This is a genomic window from Mesorhizobium cantuariense, from assembly GCF_042647205.1.
Lineage (GTDB): Bacteria > Pseudomonadota > Alphaproteobacteria > Rhizobiales > Rhizobiaceae > Mesorhizobium > Mesorhizobium cantuariense.
In genome coordinates, this window is record NZ_JBHRVD010000001.1 from 2,947,154 (window position 1) to 2,963,355 (window position 16,202).

Below are 16,202 nucleotides of genomic sequence, written 5' to 3' on the forward strand. Positions count from 1 at the left end.
TGCGCGCGGAATTAGCCGGAAAGCCCCCTTCTTGGCAAGAGTAGGGTCTTGGCAAGAGCAGGGGCCTGGCAGGGGCAGGGGCCAGCGATCGCTGTGGACTTAAAGTGCGTCGCGTCGAAACGGATTCATGCGACGCGTTTTAAGTCTCTATCCCATGCAAGTCGTTGTCTCAAAACCGGAGCCACTTTTGAGCGACCTGCATCAGCGCGACAGGAAGGCTGCCACCGGCGCGGTGCGCAGCACGCTGCGTGTCACGCCGCCGAACAGAAGCTGGCGCAGCCATGAGTGGCTGTAGGCGCCGAGCACCAGCAGATCGGCGCCGGTCTCCGCGATCCTGGTCTGGATGATGTCGTCGATCGAATTGCCACCCGATTGTTGCACCGAGACGCTGACGGTGGCGCCGTGGCGCGATAGCGCGGAGGCGATTTCGGCGCCGGCGGCCTCTGGGCTGTCGTCAAGCGTTTCAGGGGGGTCGATGACCAATATGTCGGTCTTCTCGGCTTCGATGATGAAGGGCAATGCGTCGAAGGCGGCGCGCGCCGCTTCCTTGCTGCCGTTCCAGGCGAGCAGCACGTGTTTGAAGGTGGTGACCAGCGGACCCGCATGCGGCACCACCAGCACCGGCCGGCCGGCGTCATAAACCAGCGTGTCGACATCCGCGCTCGAGTCACCGCCCGTTTCGCGCTGCGCCGCTATGATCAGATCGGCGGCGCGCACGCTCGAAATGCCGGTCAGCGCGCTGTCGCCCGAAAAGCTTTCCAGGCTTCGCCACTCGAAGGAAAGACCGGAATCCTGGATATGGCTGAGAAACAAGGCCTGCAGCTTCTCGGCCCGCTCTCGGTTCATGTCGGCCGAAACCTGCAGGAACTCGGTGTCCGGAAAGCCTGTGGCCGAAGTGTAGGGCACGGGAAGCGTTTCGGCATGGATGCCGACCAGATGGCTCTGGAACCGGGTGGCGAGCGGAATGGCACAGTCGAGCACCCGCTCCGCGTCCTGCTCGTTCTGCAGAATGGCGACGATGGTTTTGAATCGCATGATAATCCCTCAGTCTACGAGCTATCGAACTCGTGCCGAAGAAACGTTGCAGCGTCGTGCTTGGTTCCGGTCTGGACCAGATCAGCCGGGATTGCTGGCGAACCCGGCCACCATTGCCTCGACATCGGCGCGGGCGGCGTCCAGCGCCTCCTGGCTGCGGGCACGCACGACAAGTTCGGTCCAGAACTTGCCGTCGCCATATTTCGGGTAAGAGCCGATGATCGTGTCCGGATGCGCTTTCTGAATGTCGCCAAGCGGCCCGCCAATGAGCCCTTCGCCGAAGGGGCAGGGCACGGTCGCCGACAGCATCTTGGTGCCGGCCTTCAGCGTCGGCACGACATTGTCGAGCATGGCCTGGAAAATCGACGGCACACCGGCCATGACATGCACGTTGCCGAGGCGGAAGCCGGGCGCAACCGACACCGGATTGTCGATGAGATCGGCGCCGCGCGGCATCCGCGCCATGCGCTTGCGCGCCTCGGTGTATTCGATGCCGCGCGCGGCATAGCTTGCCTCCAGCATCGCATAGGCCTTGGCATCGTATTCGCAAGGCACGCCGAAGGCCTTGGAAATGGAGTCGGCCGTGATGTCGTCATGGGTCGGGCCAATGCCGCCGGTGGTGAACACATAGGTGTAGCGGCTGCGCACGGCGTTCACCGCAGCAATGATCTCGTCTTCCTCGTCCGGGACGATGCGCACTTCCTTCAGGTCGATGCCGATCGCCGTCATGATATCGGCGAGATGGCCGATGTTCTTGTCCTTGGTGCGGCCGGACAGAATCTCATCGCCGATGACGAGCATGGCGGCGGTTACGATTTCAGGCATGGGAAGCTCCGGCAAGAAAGGTCGCCTGAGATAGCGCGGTGCGGCAGCGGCCGCAATCCGCCCGAACGGTGAACAATCTGCACCCATATGCCGAGATATCCATTGAATGCCCGACCGCCCGCCGCATCACAGAAATCGACCGTCGAAACGGGCGGCCCTCGCGCTCGCCCGTTTCGACGGAAGGTTGCACCTGGATCGGAGGCAGCTAAGCTCAAGCTGGCTCTGGTTCGGGTGAACAATGCTGTTGTCGATTCTGTCGTGGCTGCTGGTCGTCCTGTTGTTGCTGGCTGTCCTCGTGGTCGCAAGTCTGGTGCTGGCGACGTTGTGGATCGCGGCCAAGGCCGAAAGGCTGGTGCCGCCGGTTGGAAAATTCATCGAGATCGACGGCAACCGCATCCACTATGTCGATCAGGGTGAGGGGCGGCCGATCGTCTTCGTGCACGGGCTTGGTGCCCAACTCCATCATTTCCGGCACACTCTGTTCGGCCAGTTCGGTCCGGGCTATCGGCTGATCGCGCTCGATCGACCGGGGGCGGGCTATTCGGTGCGGGCGAGCGGCGCCACCGGCCGGCTGCCCGAACAGGCCGAGATCGTACGCCGCTTCATCGAAGCGCTTGGGCTGGAAAGGCCGCTGGTGGTCGGTCATTCGCTGGGCGGCGCCGTCGCACTGACCCTTGCCGTGGAGCACCCTGAGGCGATTTCCGGTATCGCCCTGTTGTCGCCATTGACTCATATGGAAGCCGGTGCGCGCGAAAAGTTGGGCTCGCTCTATATCCCGTCACGCCTGTGGCGCCGGATCATGAGCTATACCCTGGCGATACCGACGAGCCTCAGATATGCGCGGCCGACAATGGAATACATCTTCGCGCCGCAGGTCCTGCCCGGCGACTACATGGTCGCGGGAGGCGGGTGGCTCGGACTCAGGCCAGCCCATTTCTATGCCATGTCCTGCGATGTCGTGGCGATCGAGCGCGACCTTGGCCGCATCGAGGGCCGCTATGGCGAGATCGCCATGCCGGCCGGCATTCTTTTCGGCGATGCCGATGGCGTGACCAGCTTTCGCACCCAGGGTGAGCCGATGGCGTCAAGGATCGAGGGGCTCGATTTCGAGTTGGTCGAGGGAATGGGGCACATGCCGCAATTCGTCGCGCCGGAGCGGATCGCCGCATTCGTCGAGCGCATTGCCAGCCGGGCATTTTCCAGCTGACATCACCGCGGCCTCACGACAATTTCAAGGAACCATTCGGCTGATTGCCGGGTTTTACCCGTGTCGCACCCCAAGACGACGAAGATATGGAGTAATTCAAATGTATACAAAACTTCTCGCAGCATCCGTCCTGACGATCGGTCTCGCCACGTCGGCGATGGCGCAGTCGTCGGACAGCACCTATTCCAGCCGTCACAACTGGTGGCTGTTCGGCAATGAAGACCAGACGACTGTCGATCCCAGCACCACCGGTAGCATCAATGCAGACGGCTCCGGGTTGAACACCTTGGGCAACACCGGCGCGGTCGGCCCATGTGCCGATCACACGCCTGGTCCTGATGCCAATGCCGGGCAGAACGTCAACGATCAGTACTGCGGCAAATAGAGCTATGGGCATTGCTGGCTGCGGAACGTCTTCTCTCCGGACGTTTGTGGCCGGCGCCCTGCCTTAGTCGGAAACTTCTGTTTGCGGCCGGTCCCGGCCGTCGGCCAGTTCCTCGTGCCATTTGCCTTCGGCGTCCTCGTATTGGATGCCGTCCGTGGCGCCAGCGATCTGCTGCTCGGCCGAAGCGATTTCGGCGGCGCGCAGAGCGTCCTGATGCGTGGAAAAAGTCTCGGAAAAGGTCGCTCCGACCTTGTAGGCCCAGCCGCCGTCATGCTCGACGATCTTGTAGGTCAGCTTCGCCATGAAAACCTCCAGTTGAAAGGTCCGTCTGTTCAATGCAGCCGGTCGTCGGGCAGTTTGTCGTCGGGCACCAGCACTTCCGATTCCTTGGCGGCTTCAATCAGCGCCCGGCGCGCATCTGCTGTCGAACGATAACCTTCCAGCACTTTGAGGCAAGTGTCGAGGGCATCACGATGGCGCGGACCGCGATTGAGCGGCCACACCGTCATCAGGCACTCCGCCGCCTCCTGGGCACTGCGGATATGGCGATATTTGCCGACGTGGCCGAGTTCGACGACGACCGGCACTTCAAAAGGTTTGTTGTCCATCATGGCCGCAACGCAAAGCAGCCAATTTGGTTGCAACCATGGCCTTCAGCCTGCGCCCAAAAGTCGCGTCGCGTTTGCGACGCGCCTTAGGTCTTTGGTTGATGCATGTCGTTATCCCAAAACCGGATCCACTTTTGGGTGAACTGCACGGGCGTCTCAGTAGCCGCAATCGTTGCGCAGCCAGCGGGCGTTTGCCCAGCCGGTCCGGCCGCCGATTTCGACCTGATACCAGTTGCCGCGCTGGTCGAAGATCTCTGTGTGATCGCCATTGAACAGCTGGCCGATCATCCGCGACGACGAGTTCGGTCGTGTCCGAACGGCGAGAAAGCCGCTGCCGGTCGCCAGATTGTAGCGGCCGGACAGGCCGTGCACCGTGCCCTCGCAATATTGTGCGTCGGCCGGCGTCGATGTGCCGATCCAAAATCCGGCCACAACGGTCAGCGCTGCAACCGGGGTCAGCGCTGCAACCGGCAAGAATGCCCTGAACGACATGATTTCCTCCCAAGCCCTGCCGCGCCCGCCGCAGCCTCACCAAACGTAACAGGTTGCGGACAGAATTGAAGCGAAGCCGCGGCAAACTGTCCGGAGCTAGGGGAGATCGCGCCGTTGTCAGGAGCGCGCGCCGGTCAGCCCGCCGCCTTCATCCAATGCTGCATCGTGGTGACTGAGCGGGCAAGTTGCGGCGCCGGGTGGATTGTCTCGCTGAATGTCGCCGCCGCACGCCATCCCCAGCGCGGGTCGGCCAGGAAGGCGCGCGCCAGCGCCACCATGTCGGCGCGGCCCTCAGTGAGGATCGCTTCGGCCTGCTTCGGGTCGTCGATCAGGCCGACCGCGCGGGTCGGAATATCAGCACCCTTGCGTACCGCCTCCGCCAGATGCACCTGGTAGCCGGGGCCGGCGGGCAATTTCTGCAACGGCGAATTGCCGCCGCTCGAGCAGCAGAGATAGGCGACGCCCTCGTCCTTGAGTGCTTTCGCCACTTCGATCGCGTCCTCCACGTCGAAACCGCCATCGACCCAATCCTTCACCGACAGCCGCGCGCCGAGCATCAGCTTTGGCGTTGCCTTTCGCACTGCCTTGGCGATCTCGACGACAAGACGCACGCGGTTTTCCAGCGAGCCGCCCCAGCGATCCGTGCGCTGGTTGGACAATGGCGACAGGAACTGGAAGATCAGATAGCCGTGTGCTGCGTGCAGTTCGAGGAAATCGAAGCCGGCGCGTTCGGCCCGCCTTGCCGCATCAGTGAAGCGTTCGATAAGCTGCTGGATCTCCTCGTCCTCGAGCGCGTGCGGCACGTTCCAGCCTGTGTCGTAGGCGATGGCCGAGGCCGACACGGTCTGCCAGGGATCCTCGTTCGGCTGCAGCGGCCCGCCGCCCTGCCACGGCTTGCGGTTCGAGGCCTTGCGGCCGGCATGGGCAAGCTGGGAGCCGAACTTCGTGCCGGGAGCCGCGACCCGTCTTGCCGCATCCAGCGCCCGGCGGGCGGCAGCCTCATTGTCTTCGGAATAAAGGCCGAGGCAGCCATGCGTAATGCGCCCGCGCCGCTCGACATCGGTCATCTCGACCGTGACCATGCCGGCGCCGGACATTGCGAGGTTCATCCAGTGATAGAGGTGCCAGTCGCTGGCCGAGCCGTCTTCGGCGGAGTACTGGCACATGGGCGCGACGGCGATGCGATTGGGGAAGGTGAGGCCGTCGAGGGTGATCGGCTGGAAAAGCGATGCTGTCATGAGAAACTCCGGGGAGTGTTAGCAGCTATTTAAGCAACCGATCGAGCCTTCGCCAGACACGAGGCGGTGAAACGGCTTCTGGACCAATCACTGACGGCATTGCCGAAACGCCGGTTCGCGGCTACGCCGCGCCGCAGACAGCATGGAGACCATGATGGAAGATCGCATTCGCATCCGTTCGGAGGAGATCCTCTCAGACGACTGGGCCGTCCTGAAGAAGACCGTCCTCGACTACCGCCGGCGTGACGGGCAGTGGGAGACGCAGGTGCGCCAGACCTATGATCGCGGCGACGGCGCGGTGATCCTGCCTTACGATCCCTCGCGTTCGACCGTGCTTCTGGTGCGCCAGTTCCGCTATCCCGCCTACGTCACCGGCCACCGCGAGCCGCTGATCGAGGCCTGTGCCGGGCTGCTCGACGAGAACGATCCAGAGACCGCCATCCGCAAGGAAGCTGAGGAAGAACTCGGTTACCGGTTGAAGGACGTGGAGCGGCTGTTTTCGCCCTATATGAGCCCGGGCAGCGTCACCGAACGGCTCTGGTTCTTCATCGCCCGCTATTCGCCCGCCGACCGCATCTCAGCCGGTGGCGGCGCCCCGGAAGAAGGCGAGGACATCGAGGTGCTGGAAATGCCGCTCGACGAGGCACTCGCCGGTATCGCCGATGGCCGCATCATCGATGCCAAGACCATTATCCTGATCCAACACCTGAAGCTGAATCCGATCGCTATTTGAGTCGTGACGGCTTTCTGGCGCGCCGCGGCGAAATGATCGGTCTCACTGCAAGAGATCGGCCTGCGCTCGCGCGGCGCGCGCAGGCCGGCCCCGGGCCGCGCATATAGTGGAGTTCTGGCCGGTAGCGTGGGGCAACGAATTCGCGAAAGGCGGATGCCAACCGAGTGATCAAGGCCCAACCTTCCATGGCCCAATCTCTGTAAGAGGCCGAAGGCTGTTCATTTCCGAATTTCGTCTGTGCTATCCACATGATGGCAAAGCCCGCGAGGCCGACGCCGATACGGTGTCGCGTGATGGTCCGCTTGAACAAAAGACCGAACCGGATTGGGTCGCGGTCAGAAATCCCCATGAGGTCTCGGACGACAGCAGCGCTACTCCCAAGGCCGTGACCAGGAACGCTGCGGGAAGGCCGAACAGAAGCTTGCGCGACATCATTGTCCCAACCTCACATGCCGGTGTCGATGTGGAACAGCGTCCTTGCGCCCGGCATGCCTGAAGCTGTGGAAGCAAGAATCGTGCCACGCTTGGCGTGCCATCCGAAGGTCGCCAGAGCAGCGCACCAGACGCGCGCACCCGCGCAAAGGGGCTACCGAGTCCGCAATAAAGAGGCGATCTAACATCTATATCGGCTAGGAATGGTGCGGACGCCGGGAACCATGCGCTTTTGGAATCAATTGGTTAGCAAGTGATCCTGTAAAACGGTACTGTAACCGCTCGCGGGAGGCACGATGGCCACGCTTCACTTTAACCTCCATGGCTATGAGTTTCAGGAAGGCGCAAAGACTCTCCTGACCAGTTTCCAATCCGCTGCGGGGGCGCTGAAAGCCGATGTTCAACGGGCGGAAGCCGCCGCTCAGGACTATCAAAAGTCACTTGCTGAAGGCGGTCCGTGGGAAGGTGAAAGAGACGCGGAAGAAGGCTACGTTATTTGGGATCAGGAAGATGTACTGGAGGCGCGAATTGAGGCCACCGGCGAGGCTTTGATGGGCTTGCGAAAGGCATTCGTAATTGCGTTTTATCATCACTGGGAGAGGGCGATCCGAGTCACAACCTACGACGACGTGGCCGATCACAAAAGACTCGAAGCCTCACAATTGCGAAGGGCATCTCCATTAATCCAAAGCTCGACGCAGTCCGTGATCTGGTCAATACGTTGAAGCACAATCGAGACAAGTTAGAGTCTGACTCATAATGTTTTTGAAGCGGATCAATGGTTTGCCAGCCTGCGCGTCATGAGCTGAGCGGAGGCCAGCAAGAGCCATGCGGTGGAACTTTCGATCGTGGCCTCGAAGTCCTTGGCCAGGCGTCGGTTTCGTCCGAACCATGCAAAGGTGCGCTCGACGACCCATCGACGTGGAAGCACTTCGAAGCCCTTGGCGGTGTCGGATCGTTTGATGATTTCGAGCGTCCAGTCGCCTTTCCCATGAAGGGCGGTCTCAAGCTTCTCACCGGCGTAAGCGCCGTCGGCGAAGACGTGGCGCAGCCAAGGAAAGCTGGCTCGAATGGAGGCCAGAACGTCGGGAGCGCCGTCGCGGTCCTGGATATCGGCGGTATGGATGACCGCGCCGACGAGCAAACCCAGGGTGTCGGTGAGGATATGGCGCTTGCGGCCTTTGATCTTCTTGCCGGCATCGTAACCGCAAGGCCCGCCGCTCTCCGTGGTTTTCACGCTTTGGCTGTCGATCACGCCGGCGCTGGGTGAGGCTTGGCGACCGGTGGCCAGACGCACGCTCATCAGCAGCAGATGATTGATGGTGCTCCAAAGGCCGCAGTCGCGCCAAGCGTAGAAGTAGCGCTGCAGCGTCGACACCGGCGGCAAGTCCCTGGGCAGCATCCGCCATGGCAAGCCACTGCGCAGCACGTAGAACAGTCCATTCATGATCTCGCGCCGCGACCATTTCGGCGGGCGCCCAAGTCGGGACCGGGGCGGAATCACCGGATCAAGAACCGCCCACTCCATATCCGTCAAATCGCTTGAATACCGCAGCCCTTTGCGGGCATGCTTGGCTCGGGTGATATCGGTCCACATGGGATTCTCCGTCGATGCTTCGCAACACCGACTGAATCACAAGCCGCTGATATCACCCAACTTCTTTTCGGGTCAGACACTTAGGAAACGCTCTTCGGCAAAGCTGGAGCGACGTTTTCCCGACCGGTTTTGTGCCGCGTGACAGAACGGACTGGTACTTCGCCATTCACCTGACAGATGAACACGTCGCCCAAGCTTTCGACATCATCAGAAGCTCCGGCCCCGATCTGCACAGCAAATAGTGGCATTTCACTCTTATAGTGAAACTGTAGCAATCTTAACGACTTATGGTATCATCCATAGTCCGCATGCATTGTCGCGGCAGCACAACAAAAAAGCCGCACTCGAAACTTGGCGGCTGCCAAGCACGCTTTTCCGACGCTGACGGCGTGAGGAAATAGGATGAGAATTATCTGCTGGTGCGGACGCCGGGAATCGAACCCGTACGATCAGAGATCGAGGGATTTTAAGTCCCTTGTGTCTGACAGCATCCTATTGAGATAATTCAGCTATTTGACTTACATATGCATCTATGTGTAGGATTCTGTGTAAAAATCGTGCCAAAATTGCCACTATTTCCACAGCCGAAGGCCAGAGGGCCTGACAAAACAGGGGTCAAAGGACCCCGCCAGCAAAGGGTTCCGCTTTTGAGGCAAAGGCTCCGACCGTTGTCCGGCTAGAGGGGGTGGGAGACGAACCCTCACGCGTACCCTGCGGCAAGCCAGAATCAAGCGAAGCTCTTGCCCTCGGTCAGCAGGCCCCGCCGCACTATCACGACGTGCAGGCCCTTTCGTCAGTTCGCCAATTCGGCCCAACTGCTACACAAATATTGCAATAAAGCTTGGATGGCGGTGATATAGAACCCGGAGAGCGGTTCGGTTTATTCAGCTCAAAATTTCAAGATCGTGATTATGCTACTCTATTAGCCGCAAACCCACAGACTTATAGATTCGATGACCAGCTACTTCAACGATAGCCCAATTGAAACTGCCGAAGACGATCGCTACGGCATGGCTGGATTTGCCACGTCGATCGCGAGAAGTATCTTGCGCATCAACAAGCCGATTGGAACCACCATTGCGCTCAATGGTCCATGGGGTTCCGGCAAAAGCAGTGCCGTCAATCTGATCAGGTCCTCCCTTCGCGACGAAAAGAATGACGGACTCGTCGTCACTGACTTCAAGTGTTGGTGGTATCGGGGAGAGGAGGCGCTTGCCCTAGCATTCCTTCAAAACCTCAACGGCGTGTTGCGAGCCAGTTTGGGGGACAGGGTCAAGGACCTAATCCCGCGCCTTACCCAGCGCCTGCTCCAAGCAGGCCCGGTAATCGGAACTGCGGTGTCATTGGCAAGTGGGAACGCTTGGGCAACATTGATCCCAGGGGCATCTAAATTTGCCAGCATATTCTTTCCTGACGGCGAAACCGTCGAAAAGACCTTCCGCAAACTGGCCGAAGTTCTAGAGAAGCAGGATCGTCGATTCCTCGTCGTCATCGATGATATCGATCGTCTCAACCCCGACGAAGCGATCGCGATATTCCGACTGGTGAAGTCGATAGGTCGGTTGCCCAACGTAATGTATCTTTTGGTTTTCGACAGGGAGTTGGCGGAAAAGGCGGTTCAGGAGCGCTATCCGTCCGAGGGTCCACATTTCCTTGAGAAGATTGTGCAGGCTGGTTTCGAGCTACCGGTACCGCTGCCGACCGATTTGAACAATGCCATACTCGCGTCAATCACTGATGTGTGCGGCGACCCGGACGAATCGCAAGTCGTTCGAATCATGAACATTTTTTATGACGTAGTCGCTCCATATATGACGACACCTCGGCACGTGGCACGCTTCCACAACGCAATAAGCGTCACTTGGCCAAGTATAGCGGGCGAGGTGAATTTAGCCGACTTCATCGCATTGGAAACTTTACGATTGTATGAGCCGGGCTTGTTTATAGTGATAAGGGCAAACAAATCCGATATCTGCGGTGTGCGTGATTTTGGAGCGCGTAACTACGACAAGTATAAGCGTTTCGATCCGCTATTGGATGACGTGCCGGAAAGCCGCCGTGAACTTGCGAAGGATGCGCTGCAAAGGCTGTTCCCGAAGCTTGAAGAGATGGGATACGGGAGCGAATGGATCGCCGAATGGGATGCAGAACGAAGGGTGTGCGCGTTGAGGCTCATTTTGACACCTATTTCCGGCTCTCTCTCAGTGATGAATCACTCTCGTCCAAACAGATCGACGAGCTCGTGCAACGCGCCGACGACGTTGATTTTATTAAAGAGAAGCTTCGTCATGCTGCAAAGAGTGTGCGCCGAAATGGACGCTCAATGGTGCCGGTTTATCTCGATGAATTGAGGACGCACGCGAAGCGGATCGAAAAATCGAAGGCCGAGCCGTTCTTGAGGGCGCTTTTCGAAATCCATGATGAGATCGATTTGGAGAAGGATGCCGATCGAGGCTTCAATGGCATGGGGAATACAAGCCTGCGTTTTCATTGGCTCATTCGCCGCCTTGTCCGTGATAGGTTCACGTTGAACGAACGCAGTGATCTCTATCTCGCTGCCATACCATCGGCGACACTTGGATGGCTGGTTGATTTCGTCTCTTCGGCCCGTGGTGACTATCTGCGTGAATCAAAGGGCGGGCCTACACGGGAAGAGGATTGCCTCGTCACCAATGACGCTATCAGGCCGCTAACCGCCATTGCCCTTAGCGCCATTCGCGGCGCAGCAGCGGATGGATCACTGCTTCACCATCCTGAACTTGTGTACTTACTCTATCGCTGGCGTGAGTTTCTCAACAACGATCCAACGGAAGTGCGTGCATGGACCGACGCCCGACTCAACGAGGATAGTTCGTTGGTAATCCTTGCCCGTGAGTTAACTGGAAAGTCGTACTCGTTCGGCATGGGCGGCTTTGGCAGCATGGGCGATCGGGTCTCAAAAATGACCCCCGTCGCACATATCGGCGACGACGAAGACATCATTGACGCCCAGGCATTCCGGCAGGCGCTGGAGCGGATAGTCCGAGAGGCCAAGCTTGATGCCGACTCCATGAAAGCCGTGTGGCTGTTTCTCGACGCTTGGGATCGTAAGCGATCGGGCGAAAGGGATTGATACCTGGATCGCCTTGTTCTTTCTTGGCTAAGGACTAGGGCGGGTTCAAGCTCTGCGTTGAACCCTTGCCCGTCGGCGAGACCGGGGTTGGGAGGGACAAGCGAAATCGATGCGGATTTGGTGCGGGCGCACAAGCACGGCGCGGAGCCACGGCCGTGTCGATTTCGCTTTAGCAGGCTGTTGAAAAACTGTTTTGTTCACGGAACGTATCAGAATCAGACCGAGCACAAACCAGATTCAAAACGGGTATCTCCGTCCCTTTTTCCACAGCCTGTTAGGGAGAAAAGGGGCAGCGCCCCTTGGCTTCCCTTCAAAAACTGAAGAAAAGCCGCAGGAGCGCGCAGCACTTTCGCCGGACGACGGGTCGGGATGCGGCACAAGCTGCAACGATGAGACCAGTTAAAGAGGACAGCCGAAGCAGAGTTAGCACAGCATCGCGAAGCACCTGGACTGCACAAGAAACCAAAAAGATTTGGCATGGAATGGCTTCGGGGACCGCGCTTTTCATCTGGCTACGCGACGGTCACATTGAAAGGGCGATAAGCCGCCTGGAAGGCAGCGAGCGCTTGGCACCTTACGAGATCCAACTGGTCCGAAGCCGACCGGTCCAACATAAACACAGGACACTCGGGGTTCCCGCAGGCGCATGGTCGGATGCTGCCATCGCGAAGACCTGAAACGAATACGCGACGCAACTTGTCGACGAGATGGACGGCTTGTGAGACCTGAGCCTTTTTTCGAGCGTCACGCAAATGATGCCAGGAAGGAATTCGGCGAATTTCATCGCCGTCTCTTGTTCGCCACACGCCGGTATTTAAAGCGTGTCGCGTTTTAAGGGATTCAGGATTCCCCTTGATTAGAGTTCGTGATTCATTGCGGTTGAAAGGATACCGCGATGGGCAAACCGCTGCCGCTTGAGTTGCGTAGGCGTGTTGTTACGTATGTCGATGAGGGCCATGGTCACCGCGAGGCTGCGCGCCATTTCCGCGTTTCGCCTCGCTTTGTGAACAATCTGATCAAACTGCGCCGGCAGACCGGTTCGCTTGAAGCGCGCCGGCAGGGCCATGTGGGAGGCGGGAAGCTTGAGCGGCATGCCGAGTTTGTCCGCTTGCGGTTGGCCGAGACCGGTGAGCTGACGCTGGATGAGCTTTGCGTCGAACTGGAGGTGCGTGGGGTGAGCGTGCACCGCTCCAATGTCGGTCGTCTGCTCAATCGCCTGGGGCTCAGTCATAAAAAAAACTCTACTGGCCAGCGAGCAGCAGCGAGCCGACGTGCGCCAGGCGCGTGAACTGTGGATGGGGCGGCGAAAGCGCTTCTTCAACAAGGCTTTGGCGCGGCTGATCTTCATCGATGAGACGTCGACCAACACCAAGCTGACCAAACGCACCGGCTGGGCGCCGAAGGGCGAGCGCTTCAGAACGCATGCGCCATTCGGCAAATGGCAGACGCAGACCTTCATTGCCGGCCTGCGCTGCCACGGTCTTGTCGCGCCATGGATCGTCAACGCGCCGATGAACGCCGCCATCTTCGAACGCTACGTCGAAACCCAACTCGCTCCAGAACTGTCGCCCGGCGATGTCGTCATTCTCGACAATGTCGCCTTCCACAAGAACGAGCGCGCCGCACAACTGGTTCGCCAAAGGGGCGCATGGCTGCTGTTCCTGCCGCCATACTCGCCCGACCTCAACCCGATCGAGATGGCTTACTCAAAACTCAAGGCGCGGTTACGAAAGAAGGCGGCCAGAACCTTCGATGCACTCAGCGAGGCTCTCGGCGATATCTGCCATCTGTTCGAGCCAACCGAATGCAGAAACTTCTTCAAAGCGGCCGGATATGAGGCCAATTAATCGCGACACGCTTTGTGCGGCGAGCGTATCCTCAATGGCGTGGTGAAACGCGGGGATAGAACTCTCTTGCTGAAACGGGGTGCGGAAAGCCGGGCGGTCAAACACCGCTGCCATTTGAGCAAGCGCGTCGTCGTCACTCAGACCGATAAAATCATCAGCGAAACGTCTTAGATCAGCACCTTCGTCAGGAAAGGACTCACCGTCGCAGAAGCGGCGCAACAGGTCCGGCGCAATAAGGTGAAGGTTTTCCTCAAACTCAACACCCGCCCAAATCGTCATGTGCGTGATACTACGCAGCTTAGCCGCTGCAAGCACCGCATCTCGTCGCGTCGCAGATACCTTTCCTCGAACCACGAATTTGAAAGCGGGTTTTGACAGCGATGCAGCGACCGCGCCGTCCATGTCCTGTTCGGCCTTGGCTTGTGAGAGGGCGTCACGGTTGACACACTGGATCACTGCCTCGCGAAAGGTCCCGTCGGCCAGCGGTTCGTTTCCGACGATATCACGGCCATTGTCGCTTCCTGTCTGTCCGTACCAGGCGACGTCGGTCCATCCTGCGCGAACATGGTAGGCAAAGACCAGTCGTTCGAACTCAACTCCGCCAAAGTCCTCAAAGTGGATTCTCTGAACTAGACGAGATAAGCGCGCCATTGGTGTCCCCACTATCCCAAAGTCCGACTGCTAATGCGATCCTGCAACGCTAGGGCCGCGTGACTGCCGCGAGCTGCGAGGATTCTGACACTCATCGCAAGGCGTGCACGGAAACGTGCCCCTCCCGATCATCACGGCTAGGGCGGATGACGATTTCAACGTCGCGATTGAGCAGCGTGAGAAAACCCATGAGTCGTTCGACGGAAAATCCGTCTAGACGATAATTTACCAGCGCCGACACTTTGGATTGTGGAATGCCGAGTAACTTCGCTGTCGCGACCTGACGCAGTTTGCGCGCCTTGACGATCTCGTTGAGGGCGAGAGCAAGGCGCGTCTTGGTCTGCCGGCCGATAGCATCGGGTAGCCCAAGATCAGCGAAGACGTTACCCGTCCCGTGTTCCATATCGATCGTCATATCCGTCTCCTGCGTTCACCGGCCCTGTCTTGCTTCGTGGTCTTCCCGTGCCCGCTTCAACCGCTCACCGATAAGGTCGACATCGGTCGTGGCGGTGCGCTTGCCGGACGGGCTTTTCTTCTGGAAGGCATGAAGCACATAGACCACACCCTCGAAGCGCACGGTGTACACCGCCCGGTAGGTGTCGCCGTCGTGGCTTTCCACCACCTCGAATACCCCAGCACCTTCGCCCTTCCATGGCTTGGCGTGCGGATGCTTGCCGCCCAGCTGAGCCAGCCCGAGCGCATACCCCATGTCGCTTTTCACCGGATCAGGAAAAGCGAGGAAGTCCCGCTTGGACGACCCCACCCAGTGAAGCGGCTTTTCGCCGTAAAGATATGGGGCCGGACTCATCAGAGGCAATATACCTGTTCGGGTATAATCTGGCAAACGCTGAGTGGTGCCATACCGAATGCGATCATGACCACATCCAAGTGATCGCCCTGCGCAATCCATTGCATATGGTGCGGACGCCGGGAATCGAACCCGGATAGCCGTAGCTGAGGGATTTTAAGTCCCTTGCGTCTACCAATTCCGCCACGTCCGCAGGCCAGCCCTTTTCAGACGCCAGACACAGGCCGTCAAGTCGTGTTCTTGAGCCTGGCCGAACGCGCAACAGACCAGGCGGCTTGGTGATACTGGCGCGATCACGGAATTACCGGCGCCGCGGGCAGTGGTACGATGTCTGTACGGCGGATTTCATCCGCCAAGGCCGGCGCCTCTCAGGCCCAACCCAATCCCCCCGCCCACTGGGAGCGTCGGCCGACGCTCCCACGAAGAGCGGTGGCCTTGGTCGGCAGCGTTGCGATTGTGGCGCAGCTCAGAACTTGTAGCTCAAATTGATGCCGACCGTGTTCAGCTTCACGTTCTGATCGCGGTCGTTAAAGGGTTCCGGCGCGTCATAGTGCTCGGAGCCGAAATCATAGTAGCGATACTGCGCGCCGACGACGAACTTGTCGGTCAGCGCGTAGTCGACGCCGGCACCCACGGTCCAGCCGACATTTGTGCGCGTGCTGGCGAACGCCGGACCCGCGACTTGCGATGTTTCGATGCCGGCAAAGGCGACGCCGCCAACGCCGTAGACCAGCAGGCGATCCACGGCATAGCCGGCCTTGGCGTTGACCGACCCGAACCACTTGATGTCGGTGCCGAATGTGCTTCCCAGGCCCGATTCCGTCGTGCCGTCGATCCAGGAATAGTTGAGCTCTGCCTCGGCGCCGAGCACCGCTTGGTCGAACTGCCACAGGCCGGCGACATGGCCGCCGATGAAACCGCCGTCAATGTCGGGCGTGATCGAAAACGGCGCGCCTTCCGTCCCTGATATATCGGATTGGCCCCAGCCATAGCCGGCCTGCAGACCGGCGTAGTAGCCCGTCCAGTCGAAGCCGGGTGCGGTCATCGGTACCTCGATGGCCGGGTCGGCTGCAAAAGCCGGCACGGCCAGAGCGGCAAGAAAACCGGCACTTGCGACCATCAATCGACGCATCGAACTCCCCGAAATGGCGGTTCAGAAAGGTCCTTGCGGGGAAGGTAACCCGATTTGCCGCAAAACGGAATCCTATTTCTGACTGTTGCCGGTTTGTGGT

At 59.5% G+C, this 16,202-nt stretch carries 19 protein-coding genes, 1 tRNA gene and 1 pseudogene; 8 read left to right on the forward strand and 13 right to left on the reverse strand.

Going from position 1 to position 16,202, the window contains the following annotated elements:
• Window positions 1–201: 201 nt before the first annotated feature.
• Window positions 202–1,035 carry a universal stress protein gene (locus tag ACFOJ9_RS13980; protein WP_378979394.1) on the reverse strand — a complete coding sequence of 278 codons (834 nt, stop codon included), beginning with the start codon at window positions 1,033–1,035 and terminating at the stop codon, window positions 202–204.
• 81 nt (window positions 1,036–1,116) lie between these two features.
• Entirely contained in the window at window positions 1,117–1,860 is a 744-nt protein-coding gene (locus ACFOJ9_RS13985) for a competence/damage-inducible protein A (RefSeq protein WP_378979395.1), read from the reverse strand.
• Window positions 1,861–2,098: 238 nt separating this feature from the next.
• Here ACFOJ9_RS13985 and ACFOJ9_RS13990 point away from each other — a divergent pair, with 238 nt between their 5' ends.
• On the forward strand, window positions 2,099–3,067 hold the full coding sequence (locus ACFOJ9_RS13990; RefSeq protein ID WP_378979396.1) for an alpha/beta fold hydrolase: 969 nt from the start codon (window positions 2,099–2,101) through the stop codon (window positions 3,065–3,067).
• A gap of 100 nt (window positions 3,068–3,167) precedes the next feature.
• Window positions 3,168–3,452, forward strand: a complete 285-nt coding sequence (locus tag ACFOJ9_RS13995; protein WP_378979397.1) for a hypothetical protein — start codon at window positions 3,168–3,170, stop codon at window positions 3,450–3,452.
• A 63-nt stretch (window positions 3,453–3,515) separates the two neighbouring features.
• Here the strand turns inward: ACFOJ9_RS13995 and ACFOJ9_RS14000 are convergent, their stop codons facing one another.
• The 4 genes from ACFOJ9_RS14000 to ACFOJ9_RS14015 all read right to left on the reverse strand — a co-directional run bounded on the left by ACFOJ9_RS14000 (window position 3,516) and on the right by ACFOJ9_RS14015 (window position 5,790).
• A complete protein-coding gene (locus ACFOJ9_RS14000) occupies window positions 3,516–3,755 on the reverse strand; it encodes a DUF2188 domain-containing protein (RefSeq protein WP_378979398.1) in 240 nt (79 codons plus the stop codon).
• Between the two features lie 29 nt (window positions 3,756–3,784).
• Entirely contained in the window at window positions 3,785–4,063 is a 279-nt protein-coding gene (locus ACFOJ9_RS14005) for a DUF982 domain-containing protein (protein WP_352629032.1), read from the reverse strand.
• Between the two features lie 153 nt (window positions 4,064–4,216).
• On the reverse strand, window positions 4,217–4,552 hold the full coding sequence (locus ACFOJ9_RS14010; protein ID WP_378979399.1) for an SH3 domain-containing protein: 336 nt from the start codon (window positions 4,550–4,552) through the stop codon (window positions 4,217–4,219).
• 134 nt (window positions 4,553–4,686) lie between these two features.
• Window positions 4,687–5,790 (reverse strand): NADH:flavin oxidoreductase/NADH oxidase, encoded by a 1,104-nt coding sequence (locus tag ACFOJ9_RS14015; protein ID WP_378979400.1) that lies wholly within the window; start codon window positions 5,788–5,790, stop codon window positions 4,687–4,689.
• A 154-nt stretch (window positions 5,791–5,944) separates the two neighbouring features.
• Here ACFOJ9_RS14015 and ACFOJ9_RS14020 point away from each other — a divergent pair, with 154 nt between their 5' ends.
• Window positions 5,945–6,523, forward strand: coding sequence for an NUDIX domain-containing protein (locus tag ACFOJ9_RS14020; RefSeq protein WP_378979401.1), 579 nt, complete (start codon window positions 5,945–5,947; stop codon window positions 6,521–6,523).
• Here ACFOJ9_RS14020 and ACFOJ9_RS14025 read toward each other — a convergent pair.
• On the reverse strand, window positions 6,516–6,710 hold the full coding sequence (locus ACFOJ9_RS14025) for a hypothetical protein (protein ID WP_378987772.1): 195 nt from the start codon (window positions 6,708–6,710) through the stop codon (window positions 6,516–6,518). The genes ACFOJ9_RS14020 and ACFOJ9_RS14025 overlap by 8 nt on opposite strands.
• Before the next feature lie 541 nt (window positions 6,711–7,251).
• Between ACFOJ9_RS14025 and ACFOJ9_RS14030 the strand changes: the two genes are divergently transcribed.
• Entirely contained in the window at window positions 7,252–7,680 is a 429-nt protein-coding gene (locus ACFOJ9_RS14030) for a hypothetical protein (RefSeq protein ID WP_378979402.1), read from the forward strand.
• Window positions 7,681–7,730: 50 nt separating this feature from the next.
• Here ACFOJ9_RS14030 and ACFOJ9_RS14035 read toward each other — a convergent pair whose 3' ends face one another.
• Window positions 7,731–8,552, reverse strand: coding sequence for an IS5 family transposase (locus ACFOJ9_RS14035; protein WP_378976343.1), 822 nt, complete (start codon window positions 8,550–8,552; stop codon window positions 7,731–7,733).
• Window positions 8,553–9,505: 953 nt separating this feature from the next.
• Here ACFOJ9_RS14035 and ACFOJ9_RS14040 point away from each other — a divergent pair.
• From ACFOJ9_RS14040 to ACFOJ9_RS14055, 4 genes and pseudogenes are all read left to right on the forward strand, one after another.
• Window positions 9,506–10,903 (forward strand): KAP family P-loop NTPase fold protein, encoded by a 1,398-nt coding sequence (locus tag ACFOJ9_RS14040; protein WP_378979403.1) that lies wholly within the window; start codon window positions 9,506–9,508, stop codon window positions 10,901–10,903.
• The gene (locus ACFOJ9_RS14045) at window positions 10,876–11,664 is read left to right on the forward strand and encodes a hypothetical protein (protein WP_378979404.1); all 789 of its coding nucleotides are present in this window, start codon (window positions 10,876–10,878) and stop codon (window positions 11,662–11,664) included. Before ACFOJ9_RS14040 ends, ACFOJ9_RS14045 begins: the two co-directional genes overlap by 28 nt.
• Window positions 11,665–12,559: 895 nt before the next feature.
• Window positions 12,560–12,952: a helix-turn-helix domain-containing protein gene (locus ACFOJ9_RS14050; RefSeq protein WP_378979405.1), complete on the forward strand. Its 393-nt coding sequence runs from the start codon at window positions 12,560–12,562 to the stop codon at window positions 12,950–12,952.
• 7 nt (window positions 12,953–12,959) lie between these two features.
• A pseudogene (locus ACFOJ9_RS14055) lies at window positions 12,960–13,391 on the forward strand (IS630 family transposase); the annotation flags it as partial.
• On the opposite strand, the gene ACFOJ9_RS14060 reads toward ACFOJ9_RS14055, so the two are convergent.
• From ACFOJ9_RS14060 to ACFOJ9_RS14080, 5 genes are all read right to left on the reverse strand, one after another.
• Entirely contained in the window at window positions 13,389–14,162 is a 774-nt protein-coding gene (locus ACFOJ9_RS14060; RefSeq protein WP_378979406.1) for a restriction endonuclease, read from the reverse strand. The pseudogene ACFOJ9_RS14055 and the gene ACFOJ9_RS14060 overlap by 3 nt on opposite strands.
• Window positions 14,163–14,253: 91 nt before the next feature.
• Window positions 14,254–14,577 carry a helix-turn-helix domain-containing protein gene (locus tag ACFOJ9_RS14065; protein WP_378979407.1) on the reverse strand — a complete coding sequence of 108 codons (324 nt, stop codon included), beginning with the start codon at window positions 14,575–14,577 and terminating at the stop codon, window positions 14,254–14,256.
• Between the two features lie 15 nt (window positions 14,578–14,592).
• A complete protein-coding gene (locus tag ACFOJ9_RS14070) occupies window positions 14,593–14,970 on the reverse strand; it encodes a type II toxin-antitoxin system RelE/ParE family toxin (protein ID WP_378979408.1) in 378 nt (125 codons plus the stop codon).
• 108 nt (window positions 14,971–15,078) lie between these two features.
• Window positions 15,079–15,163, reverse strand: a tRNA-Leu gene (locus ACFOJ9_RS14075).
• A gap of 273 nt (window positions 15,164–15,436) precedes the next feature.
• Complete coding sequence (locus ACFOJ9_RS14080; protein ID WP_378979409.1) at window positions 15,437–16,102, reverse strand: outer membrane protein; 666 nt, start codon at window positions 16,100–16,102, stop codon at window positions 15,437–15,439.
• Window positions 16,103–16,202: the final 100 nt, after the last annotated feature.